At 39.4% G+C, this 15959-nt stretch carries 16 protein-coding genes; 2 read left to right on the forward strand and 14 right to left on the reverse strand.

The features are described from left to right. Positions 1–155: 155 nt before the first annotated feature. From FAY30_RS18415 to sppA, 6 genes are all read right to left on the reverse strand, one after another. Positions 156–1139 carry a class I SAM-dependent methyltransferase gene (locus tag FAY30_RS18415; RefSeq protein ID WP_149871245.1) on the reverse strand — a complete coding sequence of 328 codons (984 nt, stop codon included), beginning with the start codon at positions 1137–1139 and terminating at the stop codon, positions 156–158. 104 nt (positions 1140–1243) lie between these two features. Beyond that, on the reverse strand, positions 1244–1744 hold the full coding sequence (gene tpx / locus FAY30_RS18420) for a thiol peroxidase (RefSeq protein WP_149871246.1): 501 nt from the start codon (positions 1742–1744) through the stop codon (positions 1244–1246). Positions 1745–1934: 190 nt separating this feature from the next. Then, positions 1935–2414 carry a GerW family sporulation protein gene (ytfJ, locus tag FAY30_RS18425; RefSeq protein ID WP_149871247.1) on the reverse strand — a complete coding sequence of 160 codons (480 nt, stop codon included), beginning with the start codon at positions 2412–2414 and terminating at the stop codon, positions 1935–1937. Positions 2415–2431: 17 nt separating this feature from the next. Then, positions 2432–3118, reverse strand: a complete 687-nt coding sequence (locus FAY30_RS18430) for a DUF2953 domain-containing protein (RefSeq protein ID WP_149871248.1) — start codon at positions 3116–3118, stop codon at positions 2432–2434. Between the two features lie 91 nt (positions 3119–3209). Continuing rightward, on the reverse strand, positions 3210–3725 hold the full coding sequence (locus tag FAY30_RS18435) for an RDD family protein (protein WP_149872770.1): 516 nt from the start codon (positions 3723–3725) through the stop codon (positions 3210–3212). Positions 3726–3763: 38 nt separating this feature from the next. Continuing rightward, entirely contained in the window at positions 3764–4774 is a 1011-nt protein-coding gene (sppA, locus tag FAY30_RS18440; RefSeq protein WP_149871249.1) for a signal peptide peptidase SppA, read from the reverse strand. Between the two features lie 153 nt (positions 4775–4927). Here sppA and FAY30_RS18445 point away from each other — a divergent pair, with 153 nt between their 5' ends. Beyond that, positions 4928–5731 (forward strand): NAD kinase, encoded by an 804-nt coding sequence (locus FAY30_RS18445; RefSeq protein WP_149871250.1) that lies wholly within the window; start codon positions 4928–4930, stop codon positions 5729–5731. Between the two features lie 40 nt (positions 5732–5771). On the opposite strand, the gene rarD is transcribed toward FAY30_RS18445, so the two are convergent. The 7 genes from rarD to refZ form a co-directional block, all read right to left on the reverse strand. Then, complete coding sequence (rarD, locus tag FAY30_RS18450) at positions 5772–6698, reverse strand: EamA family transporter RarD (RefSeq protein WP_149871251.1); 927 nt, start codon at positions 6696–6698, stop codon at positions 5772–5774. 335 nt (positions 6699–7033) lie between these two features. Beyond that, positions 7034–8614, reverse strand: a complete 1581-nt coding sequence (gene mbcS, locus FAY30_RS18455; RefSeq protein ID WP_149871252.1) for an acyl-CoA synthetase MbcS — start codon at positions 8612–8614, stop codon at positions 7034–7036. A gap of 194 nt (positions 8615–8808) precedes the next feature. Continuing rightward, the gene (locus FAY30_RS18460) at positions 8809–9012 is read right to left on the reverse strand and encodes an alpha/beta-type small acid-soluble spore protein (protein ID WP_149871253.1); all 204 of its coding nucleotides are present in this window, start codon (positions 9010–9012) and stop codon (positions 8809–8811) included. A gap of 111 nt (positions 9013–9123) precedes the next feature. After that, positions 9124–10329, reverse strand: a complete 1206-nt coding sequence (gene thiI, locus FAY30_RS18465; RefSeq protein ID WP_149871254.1) for a tRNA uracil 4-sulfurtransferase ThiI — start codon at positions 10327–10329, stop codon at positions 9124–9126. After that, complete coding sequence (locus FAY30_RS18470; protein WP_149871255.1) at positions 10330–11472, reverse strand: cysteine desulfurase family protein; 1143 nt, start codon at positions 11470–11472, stop codon at positions 10330–10332. 134 nt (positions 11473–11606) lie between these two features. Further along, positions 11607–13295 carry a septation ring formation regulator EzrA gene (ezrA, locus tag FAY30_RS18475; RefSeq protein WP_190284687.1) on the reverse strand — a complete coding sequence of 563 codons (1689 nt, stop codon included), beginning with the start codon at positions 13293–13295 and terminating at the stop codon, positions 11607–11609. Between the two features lie 166 nt (positions 13296–13461). After that, positions 13462–14094: a forespore capture DNA-binding protein RefZ gene (gene refZ / locus FAY30_RS18480; RefSeq protein ID WP_149871257.1), complete on the reverse strand. Its 633-nt coding sequence runs from the start codon at positions 14092–14094 to the stop codon at positions 13462–13464. Positions 14095–14241: 147 nt separating this feature from the next. Between refZ and FAY30_RS18485 the strand changes: the two genes are divergently transcribed. Further along, positions 14242–14724 (forward strand): GAF domain-containing protein, encoded by a 483-nt coding sequence (locus FAY30_RS18485; protein WP_149872771.1) that lies wholly within the window; start codon positions 14242–14244, stop codon positions 14722–14724. A 29-nt stretch (positions 14725–14753) separates the two neighbouring features. On the opposite strand, the gene megL is transcribed toward FAY30_RS18485, so the two are convergent. Next, positions 14754–15938: a methionine gamma-lyase gene (gene megL / locus FAY30_RS18490; protein WP_149871258.1), complete on the reverse strand. Its 1185-nt coding sequence runs from the start codon at positions 15936–15938 to the stop codon at positions 14754–14756. Between the last annotated feature and the right edge of the window lie 21 nt (positions 15939–15959).

Below are 15959 nucleotides of genomic sequence, written 5' to 3' on the forward strand. Positions count from 1 at the left end.
TTATTTCCCTCAATTTCTCATTTAATCATTGAAAATCAGACATTTCAAGGGATAAATCCAGTGGTAACGGTTCCATCGCAAATGTTCATCTTTTCACAAATTTCATATTTTTTGAAAATTAAATAAAAAGGATAAAACCGGGAGGCTCCTCAGTTTTATCCTTTATTTTCTTGAAACCATTTTTCAATTTTAGAGAGAATATTGTCCATACCAACAGGGCTTGACAGGCTTGGTAAATTAACGAGCAATGCTTGCTTTGGCGGCTTAACACCTTCCCCTTTTTTTCGTAAAACCAAAATACTCTTAGCTGAATTTTTATTTTTAAACATGCTTGTTGGTAATTGAAGCAGTCCTTGAACAATTAAATTTTCCTTGATAAATTCGTGCAGCTGCGGTGCCTGTTCACTCTCAAACAGGCCGTTTGGTATAAGAAAGAATAAGTATCCGCCAGGAGTGGTATGCCGGACACTTTGCTCGATAAATAAATGATGCGAATAGGAATGACCCTCAGGTGCCTGTAATTGATAATCTGCCGCTCTCACGTCATTTGGATAAAAGCCAACCGGCAAATCCGCAATAACAGCATCAACCGGATCGATAAACAAAGGCTCCAGGGCATCCTGATTGAACAACTGAATGGGATGTTCTTGTAAGTTAGCATTTACATACGCCAGTTTGATTAGGATATCGTCAATCTCTACACCAATTGCCGTAATATTTTTATGTACATGATTTAAAACGGTAGTTAATAAATTCCCCGTTCCAATAGCCGGATCGAGAAGACGGAAGGATGGCTGCTCAATAAATCTTTCCACGAGATACCCCATCAGCATTCCAACAGAATCTGGGGTCATTTGATGATTAGGCTGTACATTTTCCTTCATCCCTTTTAAGATAACAAGCTGATAGGCTTTTCGAATATCCTCATTGGAATATTTGACTAATTGGATCTCTTCATATACTTTCTTTAGACGCTTTAGCGTTAACTCACTAAGCTCTTCCTGCAAGATGGTACCCTGAAATAGGTTTTCTCCTGTCTCCGCCAAGGCCTCCAGGTAACCGCAGGACAATTCCTCTTGTAAAATAAGTGCTGTTTCATTAAAAAGGGTAAATAGCTGCTCCACTGGAGAAAGTTTCATTGTTTCCCCTCCAATACTAAATTTCCTTATTCATTTTATACGAGTTTGGTTTTTTTAAACAAGTAAAAAGGCCTCGCAATTACTGAGGCCTTTCTTTGGCTATTTTATTTTGCGTTTCTAGCTGCTTCAAGTGCTGCTTCATAATTCGGGTGGTTCGTTGCTTCGCTGACATATTCTACATATGTTACAGTATCGTTCGAGTCAACCACAAAAACCGCACGGGTTAGTAATCTTAATTCTTGGATTGCAACCCCAAATGCTTCTCCAAAAGATAGATCGCGGTGGTCAGAAAGTGTTTGCACATTTTCAATTCCTGCTGCAGCACACCAGCGCTTTTGTGCAAATGGTAAGTCCACGCTCACTGTTAAAACTTTTACGTTTCCTAAGCTGTTTGCTTCTTCATTGAAGCGGCGGGTTTCCGCATCACAAACGCCAGTATCTAAAGAAGGTACGGACGTGATTAAACGAACTTGCCCTTTTGTACTTTCTAACGTTACTTCTGATAGATCATTTGCCAGTACCGTAAAATTGGGTGCCTTGTCACCCACTTTTACTTCATTGCCTAGTAATGTGACGCTATTGCCTTTAAATGTTACATTTGCCATTTCCTTCATCCTCCTTTGTCGTTTTAAAGTCATTCCCTTGGAGAGTGATTGACTTTAATATGTACAGTGTAAATATATCTTTTCAACAGCCTTTTTGCAATTATTTGAATTCCTAAAGAACACTCGCCGACTGACTTTCGGCCAAAAGAAAAAGTTAACCTCCCAAAAGGCTGGAAGATTAACCTTTGCCTTATAATTCAAGATCCACTTTTGGCTGCTGCTGATGGTTTTGCTGTTGTTTATTCTCATCCTTTTTCGAGAACATTTGCTGTATTTTATCAACTGCCTGCGGCGCAAGTTCAAGAATCTTCTCATAGAGGTGGGTACTTTCATCGAGATGCAACATTTTGACCCCATGAGAGTTAACGATTAAAAAGGCAATTGGGGTAATAGAAACTCCGCCGCCGCTACCGCCGCCAAATGGCAGCTGCTTTGACTGGCCCCCACTTTGTCCTTGTCCTTGACTCTGCCCTTGACCTTGGGATTGTGAGCTGTCAAGCTTGAACTCACTGCCGCCGGCAGCAAATCCAAAACCAACCTTAGATACTGTTAATATAACACTTCCGTCAGGGGTTTCCACCGGATCACCAATGATGGTATTCACATCAATCATTTCTTTCAAGCTTTCCATTGCAGTCGTCATCAAACCTTGAATTGGGTGGTCAGACATGGCTATTTCCTCCTCTTTCAAACAGAATTCGTTTTTTCATTTTTAAGATTGTTACTATTTGGGCGAAGTTTCCCGCCCTTCCAGAATTTAATCAGTTTTAATCCTGCGAGAATAGCATGCCCGATTCGAAACTGAAACATACACGAAAATCTTGTTTGAATAACGGCAGCTTGAAAATGAGGTGTTACCGATATACGAGGCATTTGCTTTAGGCGTAAATAATGACTCATAAGGCCGATAATGCTCCCTTTTAAAGCCCAAACTGCCCCTGTTACCATCCCTGTATGTGCAGCATCACCAAGCCCAACGAGCGAATCCCATTCCAGTTTTTTTACCGTTACCTTACGAAAGAACTTTCTTACAATGACATGCAAATTGAAAACTTTCTCCAGAATTTCTTTCGTCTTTTTCAAACTTGCTGTTACATCTTTATTAGTGATTTGGTTCACCTTATGCTCAGGATTTTCAGGATCTGAATCTCCCATATGTGAATGACTTTTAACCACGACACTTGGTGAATCATCATCAATCTTTATTAATGGAACATTGATTTTATACTTAATTACAAACCATACCCGAAACTCTATCATTAAATCATCATTGTCATTATGATGATAATAATTTACAAGAATCGTTAATTTCGTAAGAATTATGATAATGAATAAGACCAATAAGATGGATAAGGTTAGCCAAAGCCAAAACAATTAGTTCACAACCTTTCAGCCTATTATTATTTACTTTTATAATAAAAATAAACCTGTCAACACGATGTTGACAGGTTTGATTTTTTCGAATTTATCGTTCTGTATGAATAACAGTTGTATCTGTGAAAAGGTCATGCAGCCCTTGCTTTTTCGGTAAAAAGGCAACAAGACAATAGCCGATGATAACGGTTGCTGATATAAAACGGCCGATCCATTCGCGAAAAAGAACCGTTCCCCAAGATAATTTATCACTTTTCAAGTCAATTACCTTTAAGCCAAAGACCATTTTTCCAAGCGTTTGCTTAAAATATTTTGTCATCAAGACAAAATATAAATAAAAGATAACCGCTGATGCTATCGAAATAGGAGCAAACATGTTAAATTCCGATAAGGAAATATCAAGCGCCCGAAATAATGGATTGATCAACAACCTGCCGATACTCCCCACGACAATTAAATCAAGCAGGTAGGCCCAAAAACGCATCCAGAAACCTGCATAACGCACCGGGAAGCTTTGCAAAACCGGGTCTGGAATTCTGTCCTCTTCAGAAGGGGGATTAGCAGCACTATGGTCATCTATCTGATTTGACGCAGATTCATTTGTCATTTCTTGATTATCATTTGTTTCCATTCGCTTCGCCCCCCTTATTCCGCATATAAGTACATCAGGCGTGGTGAATTAGGCTTGGAAAGAATTTTCATAAGTCCTGCCATTTCCACATTATCACTGATTAGTTTTTTTGCCTGAAACGTAAATAATGAGCCAAAACCTAGATCATCCGAATAACGGATAACCTTTGCCCCTTTAAGCTTCTCCTGTTTTTTCATTTGGTCGATCACATCTTCTAAATAGCCAAAATCATCAATAAGCTTAATTTCCTTTGCCTGACGGCCATCGTATACCCGGCCATCCGCAATCTTTTTCACTTCATCCACACTCATATGGCGGCCCTCCGAAATGACCTTAACAAATCCTTCATAGGAATTATCAATCATCTTTTGTAAAATTGCCCGCTCATCCTCTGTCATTTCTCTCGTTGGACTCATGATATCTTTATACTTACCACTTTTAATCGTGACAAAATCTACACCATATTTATCAGCCAATCCCTTGTAATTATATCCTTCCATTATGACGCCTAGCGAGCCGGTTAAGGTTTCCGGACTGGCGAAAATCTTTTTCGCTGCCGTTGAGATATAATAACCTCCTGAAGCGGCCATCGAACCCATCGAAATATAGACCGGTTTTTTACTGTCCTTTTGGAGATCAACCAGCTTGTCGTGAATTTCTGCGCTTTCCACAACACCGCCTCCTGGTGAATTTACTCTAATAATGACGCCCTTAACCGTATCGTCCTCTTTCAGATAGTTTAACTTTTTCAGAAAATCTTGATGATTATAACCTGCGCTTTGCAAAAATGACCCTGTTTCGCCAGTATCTTGGATGACACCATCGACATCAAGAATCACGATTTTCTTTAATTCGCTGCCATCTTTGACAACTTCCTCCGTAAAGGACTGTTCGGATGCAGCCATGAAATCGGTGAAATCCGTTTCTATTCCTTTAAATGCGAATGCCGATAAAAAATTAATAACAACCGAAACAAAAAATAATGCGGCAGCAATCCCAAGTGCGGCCCATCTTTTTCCATTCATATGTATTTCCCCCTTCTGTCTTCCGTCTAAAAATCACATTCTTTCATATTGTTTCAAAAAAGTGCTAAACTAATTTTAGACTATCATTATTTTATCAAAGTTTAATTTCCAAATGTTACATTTATTATCATCTTTACATAGGAGGCCTAGGAAATGGAAAAACGACGCAATATTTATTTATATCACAAACGGGATGCGGACATGCTGTCAAAAGCGGCTCCCTTAATCGAATTGGCTGAACGCTATGGATTTACGATTGTTAAAGATTATCGTAAGGCAAATATTATTGCCAGCCTCGGGGACGATGGCACATTTCTACAGGCTGTTAGGAAAACAGGCTTTCGTGATGACTGTCTTTATTTAGGAGTTTCAACGCAAAACAGTTTAAGTATGTACTGTGATTTTCGAATCAGCGATACGTCAAAAATGATTGAAACAATGACCTCTAGTGAACATATCGAAGTCCGCCGTTATCCATTAATTGAAGTGGACGTGGATGGTAAAGGGACTTTCCCGTGTTTAAACGAATTCAGCATTCGCTCCTCTATTATTAAAACACTCGTCATCGATGTATTTGTTGACGAGCTCCATTTAGAAACGTTCCGCGGGGATGGACTCGTTGTTGCAACACCAACTGGAAGTACCGCATATAATAAGTCGGTAAATGGTTCGATTGTTGACCCGCTCCTTTCTTGCATGCAGGTTAGTGAGGTCGCTTCTGTGAATACGAACCGTTACCGTACACTTGGCTCTTCTTTTATCGTCGGGGCTGAGCGATCACTAACCCTTAAGGTCGTATCAGAAGGCAATGATTATCCGACAATGGGTATGGACAATGAAGCCTTAAGCATCCGTTATACGGATAAAATTAAAATTAAAATTAGTGACAAAAAGATTAAAACCTTAAAATTAAAGGACAACTCCTTCTGGGATAAAGTGAAGCGGACATTCTTATAAAGTAAAAAAACCTTACCCGTTCTGCGGATAAGGTTTTTCTTTAAAGAGTCGCCTGTTTTTCATTTTTAAATTCTTTTTTAGGCAATAGCTTACTTTTCGATAATGAATATATGGTTAAGGCCGACCAAATAAATAGAAAGGCTAAAAGTTGTGTTTTTGTGAAATGCTCCTGATATACAAAAACACCTAAAATAAGGGTTAATGTTGGTGCGATGTATTGGAGAAAGCCAAGTAAGGAGAGTGGAATTTTCTGTGCCCCCTTTGCAAAATAAAGAAGCGGCACGGCAGTTGCAACTCCTGCACCAATCAATAATAAGTCTGTTCCTACGCTCGCTGTTAAAAAGGAATTCGACCCTTGTACAAATAAGAAAATCACGTAAATAGCAGCAATCGGCGAAACGACAAATGTTTCCAATGTTAAGCCAACCGCAGAATCCACATTAATCAGCTTTTTAGCCAATCCATAGACAGCAAAGGTTAAGGCCAAGGAAATTGAAATCCAAGGGAAAGATCCATGCGAAAACGTCATGATTAATACCCCTATTGCAGCTAAAATGAACGAGCCATATTGGTATATAGTTAATTTCTCCTTCAACACAAGCATTCCCAATAAAATGCTGACAAGGGGATTAATATAATACCCTAGGCTTGCTTCAATCATGTGACCGCTATTCACTGCCCAAATATAAATAAACCAATTGCCGCTAATGATCAAGGAGGCGATCGCCAATGCGTAGATTTGCCTTTGATTTTGGGCAAATCCTTTTAAGGTACGGACTAATAATCCCCACTTTTTCGTAAAGAAAAGAACGATCAGCATAAAAGTAAACGACCAAAAAATGCGGTTTGCCAGAATCTCCAGTGCATTTACATGTTCTAAAAGCTTCCAATAAATTGGCAGCAATCCCCAAATAAAATAGGAAAAACCGGCATAAATGGTTCCCGTCTGTGTATCTGTTTTTTTCATCTGTCTCCACGAGCCCCTATTCTTTCTAGTTTCGAAATATCTCCATTATAACGTGAAAAGTAAATAATAGGGGAGTTTATTTATGTAAACTTCTTCAATATAAGAAAAGCGCAAGCGCCCTGGTCAGCGGCGTATGGCCTGGAGCACTCCAACTGAGATAAAGGAAACACGAAGAGCCGGAGGCGATTCGATGTTGACTTATCGTAGGGCGGAGTGCGAAGGACACTAGCCGCTAGGGCTTGGAGCTAGACATTTCTCAAAGTCGAAATTTTATACTTTCTTATCTGTGAAAATAAACAAGCAGCCGATATTGCGGCCAGCTTGTTTTCATAAAATTATTTTACTGATTCCATTTCTTTTTGGCGCAACTCAATTCGGCGAATTTTCCCTGAGGTTGTTTTCGGAAGCTCTGTCAAATACTCAATTTTCCTTGGATATTTGTACGGTGCAGTAAGTGTTTTTACATGCTCCTGCAAGGTTTTCGTTAAATCAGGATCAGCTGCGTCGATATCTTCTTGTAAGACAACGAATGCTTTGACAATAAAGCCGCGAATTTCATCCGGACTTGCAACAACGGCACACTCTTTTACAAATGGATGTTTGACGAGGGCATCTTCTACTTCAAACGGTCCAATCGTGTAGCCCGAGCTAATTATAATGTCATCACCGCGGCCTTCGAACCAAAAATAGCCTTCCTCGTCCATTTTTGCTTTATCACCTGTCACATAATAATCACCGCGGAACTGCATCGCCGTTCTTTCCGGATCTTTATAGTAGTTTTTAAACAAGGCAGGTGTTTCCACATGAACCGCAATATCACCAACCTCTCCGACCGCACAAACCTGACCCTCATCATTAATAATTTCAACTCTGTTTCCAGGTGTCGGCTTGCCCATTGACCCTGGTTTCAATTCCATGCCTTTTGTTACACCGACAAGAAGGGTATTTTCGGTTTGCCCATAGCCGTCGCGGACATCAATGGTAAAATACTTTCTAAAGGTTTCAATCACCTCACGATTTAACGGCTCACCCGCTGAAACAGCACTGTGAAGGTTTGGTAATTGATAGTCGGATAAATTGTCTACCTTTGCCATTAATCGATACTCAGTCGGTGTACAGCAAAGCACATTGACATCATATTTTTGCAGCAGGCTTAAATATTTCTTCGGTTCAAATTTTCCGTTATAGACTAAACCAGTGCCGCCTGAGCCAAGAACGGATAGGAACGGACTCCAAATCCATTTTTGCCAGCCAGGGCCTGCAGTTGCCCAAACGGTATCGCCATCTTCAATACAAAGCCATTTAGGTGCCGCTGTTTTTAAATGGGCAAAGGCCCATCCATGTGTGTGGACAACACCCTTTGGATTTCCAGTGGTTCCTGATGTATAAGATAAAAATGCCATATCATCGCGAAGCGTATCTGCAATCGGGAATTCCTCACTGGCATTTCTCATTTCAGCATCTAGATGGACCCAGCCCTTCTCCGCCGCACCTAGAGTGAACTTAACAAGCGGCTGAGTTTCGGTAATATGTTCAAATTGATCTACATAAGGATAATAACTAATAACAGCCTTTACATCTCCATGTGAAATACGATATTGTAAATCCTTTTGCCTCAGCATTTCTGAACTAGGAATGACAACCATGCCTGCCTTTAATGCTGCCAAATAGACAACGTAGGCTTCAATTAGACGAGGTACAATGACGAGAGCGACGTCGCCTTTCATTAAACCATTCTGGGTAAAAACATTTCCCGCTTGATTTACCGCCTTCATTAATTGCATATATGTAACTTGCTTCGTTTCTCCTGACTCATTTTCCCACTTTAAGGCAATTCTTTCCGGGTCTTGAGCAAAACGCTCCATTTCAGAAACAAGATTATACTTTTCGGGTGCAATCAAATCTTCTCTTTTCATGGTTTCTCCTCCTCAAAAATAATTGTACTATATTAAAATTATACAGAAATAAACAAAAATTTTAAATATTAATTAATATTTATTTACTCCTAGTACCTGATACTAATTATATACCTATTATCTAAAAGTGGGAATTAAAAAGAGAGTGGGAGGAGATCCTCCGCACTCTCTGTAGCCATTGTATTAATTTTTAATTAACGAGAAAATCCTCCGCCTAATTGTTGCTCAGCCATTGCTACTAGACGTTTTGTGATTTCACCACCAACTGAACCGTTAGCACGTGAAGTAGTATCTGCTCCAAGATTAACACCAAATTCATTTGCGATTTCATATTTCATTTGGTCAAGAGCTTGTTCAACACCAGGAACTAGTAATTGATTTGAGTTGTTGCTTGCCATGTGATATCACCTCCTTGTGAGTATAGATTGTGTAAAACCCACAAGGTTCATTCCAAATTCTAATTGGTAATTGTTCACAAAATGTTCAATCTTTGTCACTATTCTTAGTTACTAAAATAATGATTCAAATTCCGATTTCTGTTCGTCCTCCCGTTTAACGACGATCGTCTCAACCTCTTGAACCGCTACCTGAATCAATGGTTCAAAATCAAAATAGCTTTCAAAATGTTGGACTTTTTCTCTTTTCGGTTTTGTTTTAGGTGAGGATGGAACAAAGATGGTACAGCAATCTTCAAACGGTCTGTTAGATATTTCAAATGTATCGATTTCCTCTGCCAGTTTTATGATTTCTGTTTTATCCATTGTAATCAATGGGCGCAAAATAGGTGTATTCGTAACCTCATTGATCGCATACATGCTCTCTAATGTCTGACTTGCAACCTGCCCAAGGCTTTCGCCTGTAACAATAGCAAGCCCTTCCTGTCTTTTCCGAATCTCATCTGTGATTCGCAGCATCATTCTTCTTGTCGTTGTCATCGAATAGTTTTCCGGAATTTGCTCACGAATTGCTTGTTGAATATCTGTAAACGGCACTATATGCATGGTGATGGAACCGTATATCTCCGCTAGCTTTTTAGATAAATCAATTACTTTTTCCTTTGACCGCTCACTCGTGAATGGGGGACTAAAAAAATGAACGGCTTCGATTTCTAATCCACGTTTCATCGCCAAATAGCCGGCCACAGGGCTGTCAATGCCACCGGAAAGCATGAGCATCGCTTTCCCGCTTGATCCGATTGGAAGCCCACCCGCACCCTGTATCGTTTCGCAAGAAAGATAAACGGCTTCTTTTCGGACTTCAATCCGTAAATTAATATCCGGATTTTTCACATCCACTTTGAGTCCCGGAATATGTTGCAGTAAATGACCGCCAATTGTGTGATTGATTCCTTCTGTATTCAATTCAAATGTTTTATCCGACCGTTTAGGTGTAATTTTAAACGTTTGCCCATCCTTGTATAAGGATTGAACTAATTCCAGTGACGTCTCTTTTAAGGATGGTACATCTCTTTCCACCTTGATTGCCGGGCTAAAGGATTGAATCCCAAATATAGTCTTTAATCTTCCCATGATTTCTATTCCATTTTCACCATTTAATAACACATACATCCGATCTCGGCTTGATTCAATCTTAATGTTTGGAAAGGGAGCGAGTGCAATTCTTACACTTTTTCGAAGTTTATCAACAAATTTATTGCGATTTCGCCCCTTCGTTGAAATCTCGCCATAGCGAATTAATATTCGATCATATTTCATTTAATCCATAACCTTTCGTAATTGGTTTGCTGTTTTTTTAATCACTGAAACAGCTGTTTTTGTTTCATCTTCCGTATTTTCAAAGGAGAGGCTGACCCTGATGGCACTTTCCGCTAAACTCTCGGGAACACCCATGGCAAGCAGCGTTTTACTAGGTGATTTCCTTTTTGATGAGCAAGCACTTGTCGTCGAAACAAATACACCCTGCTGCTCAAGAGCGTGGATAAACACTTCCGATCTCATCCCAATAAGGGAAAAGTTTACAATATGGGGTGCTGAATGTATGACTGGTGTATGGATCTTGACACCATCTATTTCATTTAGCTCCGTTCTTAGCATGCTCTGGATTTTCTTCATTCTTTCCAAACCTGCTTCACTTTTATCCATAGTCATTCTTAATGCTTTTGCCATGGCAACTGCCCCTGCAACATTTTCCGTGCCGCTGCGCATCTTTCGTTCTTGATTACCCCCTGAAAATAATGGAGCGAGTCTGGCTCCTTCACGAATAAACAGCGCGCCTGTCCCTTTTAGCCCATGGAATTTATGAGCTGACAGTGAGCAAAGGCCCACATTGCTATTCTTTAAAGACAGGGGTACTTTGCCAATGCCCTGAACGGTATCAACATGAAATAAGATTTGGGAATAATTTTTTAGTATTTCGCCAATTTCAGTTATCGGCTGAACGCTGCCCACTTCATTATTCACCTGCATGATCGAAATGAGAATTGTATCTTTTCGAATTGCTTTTTCGACATCATCCACACCAACTCTTCCGTTCTCGTCTACAGGAAGATAGGTGATCTCGAAACCTTCCTGTTCGAGCTCCTCCATAGCAGCCCTGACAGAGGCGTGCTCCACACTTGATGTAATGATGTGACGTCCTTTATTTCTATTCAATCGGGCCGCACCTTTTATTGCAATATTATTACTTTCGGTTCCACCTGAGGTAAAATAAATCTCAGCCGGCTTTACCTTTATTAGCTTCGCCAGCTGTTCCCTTGCTTGTGATAAGAGCTTTTCAGCCTGTCCCCCTAAACTATGTAGGGAGGAAGGATTGCCAAAGTATTCACTTGAAACCGTTACAAAGGAATCTAATACTTCTTTAAATGGTTTTGTCGTTGCACTATTATCTAAATAAATCATATTAATCTCCTCCGTCCATCCTAACCTAATCTGGCGCTCCGCCCTTTTCCTTACGACAATAAATCTTATCACAAAGATATTCGTTTGAAAAAGAAAAACCGATTCGACCATTGAAGGCTGAATCGGTTTTCTGCTTATTCAGTTCCTATTGCTGCTTTTATTTTCTTTAAGGCGTCAGGGTCTATTCCTTCAAGTGACGCCGCGACCTGCTCTAAAGCCTCTTGATAATCATAATGTCTGAATGCCGTCTCCGCATCTGTTAATCCTTTGGCAACCGACGGGTAGTGACTACGGTAACGATTTCCGTACTGAATCGCTTTCTCAGCCAGCGTCACATTCTCAATTAAATCATAAGTTGTCTGAATGAGTTTATCCACCGTTAATACAGCCACCTCTAAGTACTGATTAAGCGCTGAAATATTTAGCGGCTTTTCTTCAAGCTGGTAGCGAACATTTTGAATACTTTCGTTTGTATCCTCAAATAAATAATGATAGTCTGCCGGCACACCCGGAATATTGTTTTTCTTCACCAAACGTACGGTCTCGCCGACTCTTTTAGTAAGCTCCATAATCTTTTCTCTTGCTTCGATTTCATCTTTCCTAAGCGCCTGGAGTTTAAGCGCAAATTCTTGCTGTCCTTCACGGATTACATCCAATTGATCTTTTATTCCACTTAATTCCTCACTTAGCACCGTTTGCGCCGTTCCGTTTAGTTTTAATTTTTCAACTAAAATTTCATAGTGCTTGTAAACTGTGGAAAGCTCCTTTTCAAGATTCCTTTGCGTTTCAAAATCATCATCCGATAACTGATAGCTTTGTTGAACCTGATATACCTCGCCGGCAAGATTCTTATTTTCCTTTTGAGCTGCAGCCAGAAGTTCATATGCTCCCTTTTCATGCTTAATTACATAATGCTTAGCGTGAACTTCTTTCTCTAAAAGATCAAAAAGAATATCGACTCGGTCCTTTACTTCTTTTATCCCTTCTACAGCTTTATCAATTTCAGTTGCCTCAATAAAAGCAAGGTTTTCAGAAAGCTTTTCTTCTAAGCGTTTTATTTCCTTTTCGACATTTATATGCTCTAAATAATATTCCTGCGCAGCCATTTCCCGGTGTCCTTCTAAACAATCGGAAAGCTGGTTTGGAAGCAATGATTGACATTCAATTAAAAGCTGCGGAATTAAATCCATATGGTTTTTTATGGTTCCAAGATGTGCCTGAATCTGTAATACTATTTCGCGCGCTTCAAGATAATTGCCGAGTTCCGTTTTTTCATCAAATTCCTGAAATTTTTGCGCTGTGTCGTTAAGCTTTGCCTCTAAATATTTTTCAGAATTGCCGAAGCTGTGTCTGTGAGCAAGGAGCATTTTTTTCGCTTCCCGATATAACTCTTTTAACTCCTCTATTTCTACCCGGTTTTTTTCTTCACTTCCTACAAGCTCATGTAACTCTTCTAATATTTTTTTTATCTGATCTTCCGTTTCCTGCAATTTAGTATTAATTGCTTGTTGAACCTCTTTGGCTTTTTTGAATCGGTAGCGGTCTATGTACTCTTCTGCATCGAAAAGCATTTCCTCTAAGTCAGGCAGCTTTACTGTAACCACATCATCCCATTGATTTCGCCAGCTTTCGAAAAGCTCTTCCGTCTGGCCTGTCATATTTAACTGTTTTACCTTTGACATTTCATCCAGTACTGGTCGATCCATTAAATCAATTTTCCAAGCTTCCAATCGATCCATTTCTTTAAAATATTTTTTCTTTATTAAATATCCCAATACAAATAAGGCTAGTAATAGGATGAAAAATCCAATGAAATATTTCACAAGTAAGCCCCCTATTTCAAACAGCATTGATTCTATTCGTTCCGTTACACATCTATATTAATAAAATCTTCTTGTTCCATTCGTTGCTTTTATGATACCATGTAAACGACAATTTTTGACTATTATTTTCATTTTTTTTGTAAATAAAAAAAAATAGCGATTCTCGCTATTTAATCACTGCTTCCTTTTTCAATGGCATATCTGTACATAATGTTTTATCTATCCACATATTTATATCTTTTAAATATTTTTGTTCAAAGAACGGCTCATTTGGAAATATATATAAAACCTCTCTCATATACTGAGTATTCATATATGGCATCATTAAAAGGCTTTTAAGCTGAGTGATTAGATAGGGAATCGAATGCGGCCTGAATTCATTCCATTCAAAACCTCTTTCAAAAATCTTCTGGAAATAATATTTTTCTTTCAGTGAGTACGTAGACATGATTTCTCTTGCTATTTGTGAATCCATGGACATTTCCCGATAGACAAAACTGGTAAGATGAATATTCTCACTTTGATAATGAAGTAAGTCTGCTGCAATTCGCTTTAGGCACTCTTTTGCACCACGATCAATGGATGCATAGGCATCTTCCATCTTACTAATGTATTGTTCAAAAAAATGCATAAAGCAATATTCTAAGAGCCCTGGTTTATTATGAAAATGATAGGCTATGGCGGCGTTATTTACATTTGCCAAACTGGCAATATCCCTAATTGACGTCCCTGAATACCCATTTGAATTAAATAACGATATCGCAGCCTTTACAATTGCCTCTTTTGCATTTTTCTTCATTTCTTCTCCCCCTTCAGGTATCCCCATACTTAAATGATTCTTTATGTCACAATTGATTCCTTTATGAAAATATCGACAAAATGTGCTCTTTTTCTCCTAATTTTGATAAAATGCATTATAATAATGAAAAGAAAGAAGGGAAATATCTTGTTTAACGTCGAAATGTACACTGGGAGTCGTGAAGAAAATTATCAACTTGTGAAAAAACAGCTGCAGGCACTAATTCATGATGAGCCAAACCAAATCGCAAACCTTAGTAATGCCTCAGCCCTTTTAAACCAATTTCTTGACCGCGTAAATTGGGTTGGTTTTTATTTAATGGATACGAATGGGCAACTCGTGCTTGGCCCATTTCAAGGGCTGCCTGCATGTGTAAGAATTCCGCTTGGAAAGGGAGTCTGCGGTACGGCTGCCTTGAATAGAGAAACCGTCCGTGTTGAGGACGTAAATCAATTTCCGGGTCATATCGCTTGTGATGCAGCTTCTCAATCTGAAATCGTTATACCTCTTTTAAAAGGTGATCAATTAATCGGAGTATTAGACATTGACTCTCCCGAAACAAATCGCTTTGATCAGCTTGATGAAGTGGAATTAAAAGATTTTGTGAAAATTTTAATGGAATATATATAAAGAAAACTCGCCAAGGCGAGTTTTCTTTATTAAATTTCCGTGAATGCTTGTTCCAAATCCTCTTTTATGTCCTCCCATGCTTCCAAACCAACTGAGAGACGCAGCAAGGTATTTTCTATCCCCATCTTTCTTCTTTCTTCTTCCGGCACAACCGCATGAGTCATGGTAGCTGGATGTTGAATTAAGGTTTCGGCATCACCGAGACTAACAGCAATTTTTATCATGTTTAATTGATTCATAAATTCTTGAGCTGTTTTCTTTGTGCCCTTTATTGAAAAAGATATGAGCCCACCCGGCGCTTTCATTTGTTTTTTCATAATTGCATAATCCTTGCTTTCAGGATCACCCGGATAGAATACTTCCTCAATTTTCGGATGATGTTTTAAAAATTCAAAAATCCGGCTTGCATTTTCAGCATGCCGATCCATCCGAACCGGAAGCGTCTTCATTCCTCTTAACAATAGCCACGCGTCAAAGGGAGAGATAATGCCACCGATGTCTTTTTGAGTTGTGCGCGAAACTTTTTGAATAAATTCTTTTTTTCCCACCACCATTCCAGCAATGACATCACCATGACCGCAAATATATTTTGTCGCGCTATGAATGACAACATCACACCCGATATTGAGCGGCGTTTGCAAGTAAGGAGAACAGAAAGTATTATCCACCACAACAGGAATACCCTTTTCCTTTGCTACTTGTACTGCCAATTCAAGATCCACAAGCTTCATTGTAGGATTAATCGGCGTTTCTATATAGATACAAGCCGTATTTGGAAGGATTTCATTTTCTAAAGTTTCTTTCGAATCCATTAAGGAAAAGGTGTGGCCAATCCCATATTTTTCTTTCATTAGTTCCAGCAGCCCAAATGTACAACCGTACACTCCTTGAGAACAAAGGATATGATCTCCCGTTTTGGTTAATGCAACTAACACCGCACTAACAGCAGCCATTCCCGACGAAAAGGCTAAAGCCGCTTCACCATTTTCAAGCTCCGCCATTCTATTCTCCAATATCTTCACAGTTGGATTACCCAAGCGTGAATAAATATACCCCTCTTCCTGCCCTGAAAACCGTTTCTCGCCTTGTTCCGCATTTGCAAAGGTGAATGTGGATGATTGGTAAAGCGGGGGAACTAAGCTTCCGTGATGCTCCTCTGCTTGATAGCCCGCATGAATAACCTTTGTTTCGAACCGTGAGTTCTTGTTTTCCAATTTCTTACCCTCCTAAAAATG

It is taken from the genome of Bacillus sp. S3 (assembly GCF_005154805.1).
Lineage (GTDB): Bacteria > Bacillota > Bacilli > Bacillales > Cytobacillaceae > Neobacillus.

Excerpts from the sequence above, each read along its gene's own strand:
- rarD (WP_149871251.1), bottom strand. The coding sequence starts at position 6,698 with ATGAAAAAAACAGATACACAGACGGGAACCATTTATGCCGGTTTTTCC.
- thiI (WP_149871254.1), bottom strand. The coding sequence starts at position 10,329 with ATGAAATATGATCGAATATTAATTCGCTATGGCGAGATTTCAACGAAG.
- tpx (WP_149871246.1), bottom strand. The coding sequence starts at position 1,744 with ATGGCAAATGTAACATTTAAAGGCAATAGCGTCACATTACTAGGCAAT.
- mbcS (WP_149871252.1), bottom strand. The coding sequence starts at position 8,614 with ATGAAAAGAGAAGATTTGATTGCACCCGAAAAGTATAATCTTGTTTCT.
- refZ (WP_149871257.1), bottom strand. The coding sequence starts at position 14,094 with ATGAAGAAAAATGCAAAAGAGGCAATTGTAAAGGCTGCGATATCGTTA.
- FAY30_RS18470 (WP_149871255.1), bottom strand. The coding sequence starts at position 11,472 with ATGATTTATTTAGATAATAGTGCAACGACAAAACCATTTAAAGAAGTA.
- sppA (WP_149871249.1), bottom strand. The coding sequence starts at position 4,774 with ATGAATGGAAAAAGATGGGCCGCACTTGGGATTGCTGCCGCATTATTT.
- FAY30_RS18415 (WP_149871245.1), bottom strand. The coding sequence starts at position 1,139 with ATGAAACTTTCTCCAGTGGAGCAGCTATTTACCCTTTTTAATGAAACA.
- FAY30_RS18460 (WP_149871253.1), bottom strand. The coding sequence starts at position 9,012 with ATGGCAAGCAACAACTCAAATCAATTACTAGTTCCTGGTGTTGAACAA.
- ytfJ (WP_149871247.1), bottom strand. The coding sequence starts at position 2,414 with ATGTCTGACCACCCAATTCAAGGTTTGATGACGACTGCAATGGAAAGC.
- FAY30_RS18445 (WP_149871250.1), top strand. The coding sequence starts at position 4,928 with ATGGAAAAACGACGCAATATTTATTTATATCACAAACGGGATGCGGAC.
- FAY30_RS18435 (WP_149872770.1), bottom strand. The coding sequence starts at position 3,725 with ATGACAAATGAATCTGCGTCAAATCAGATAGATGACCATAGTGCTGCT.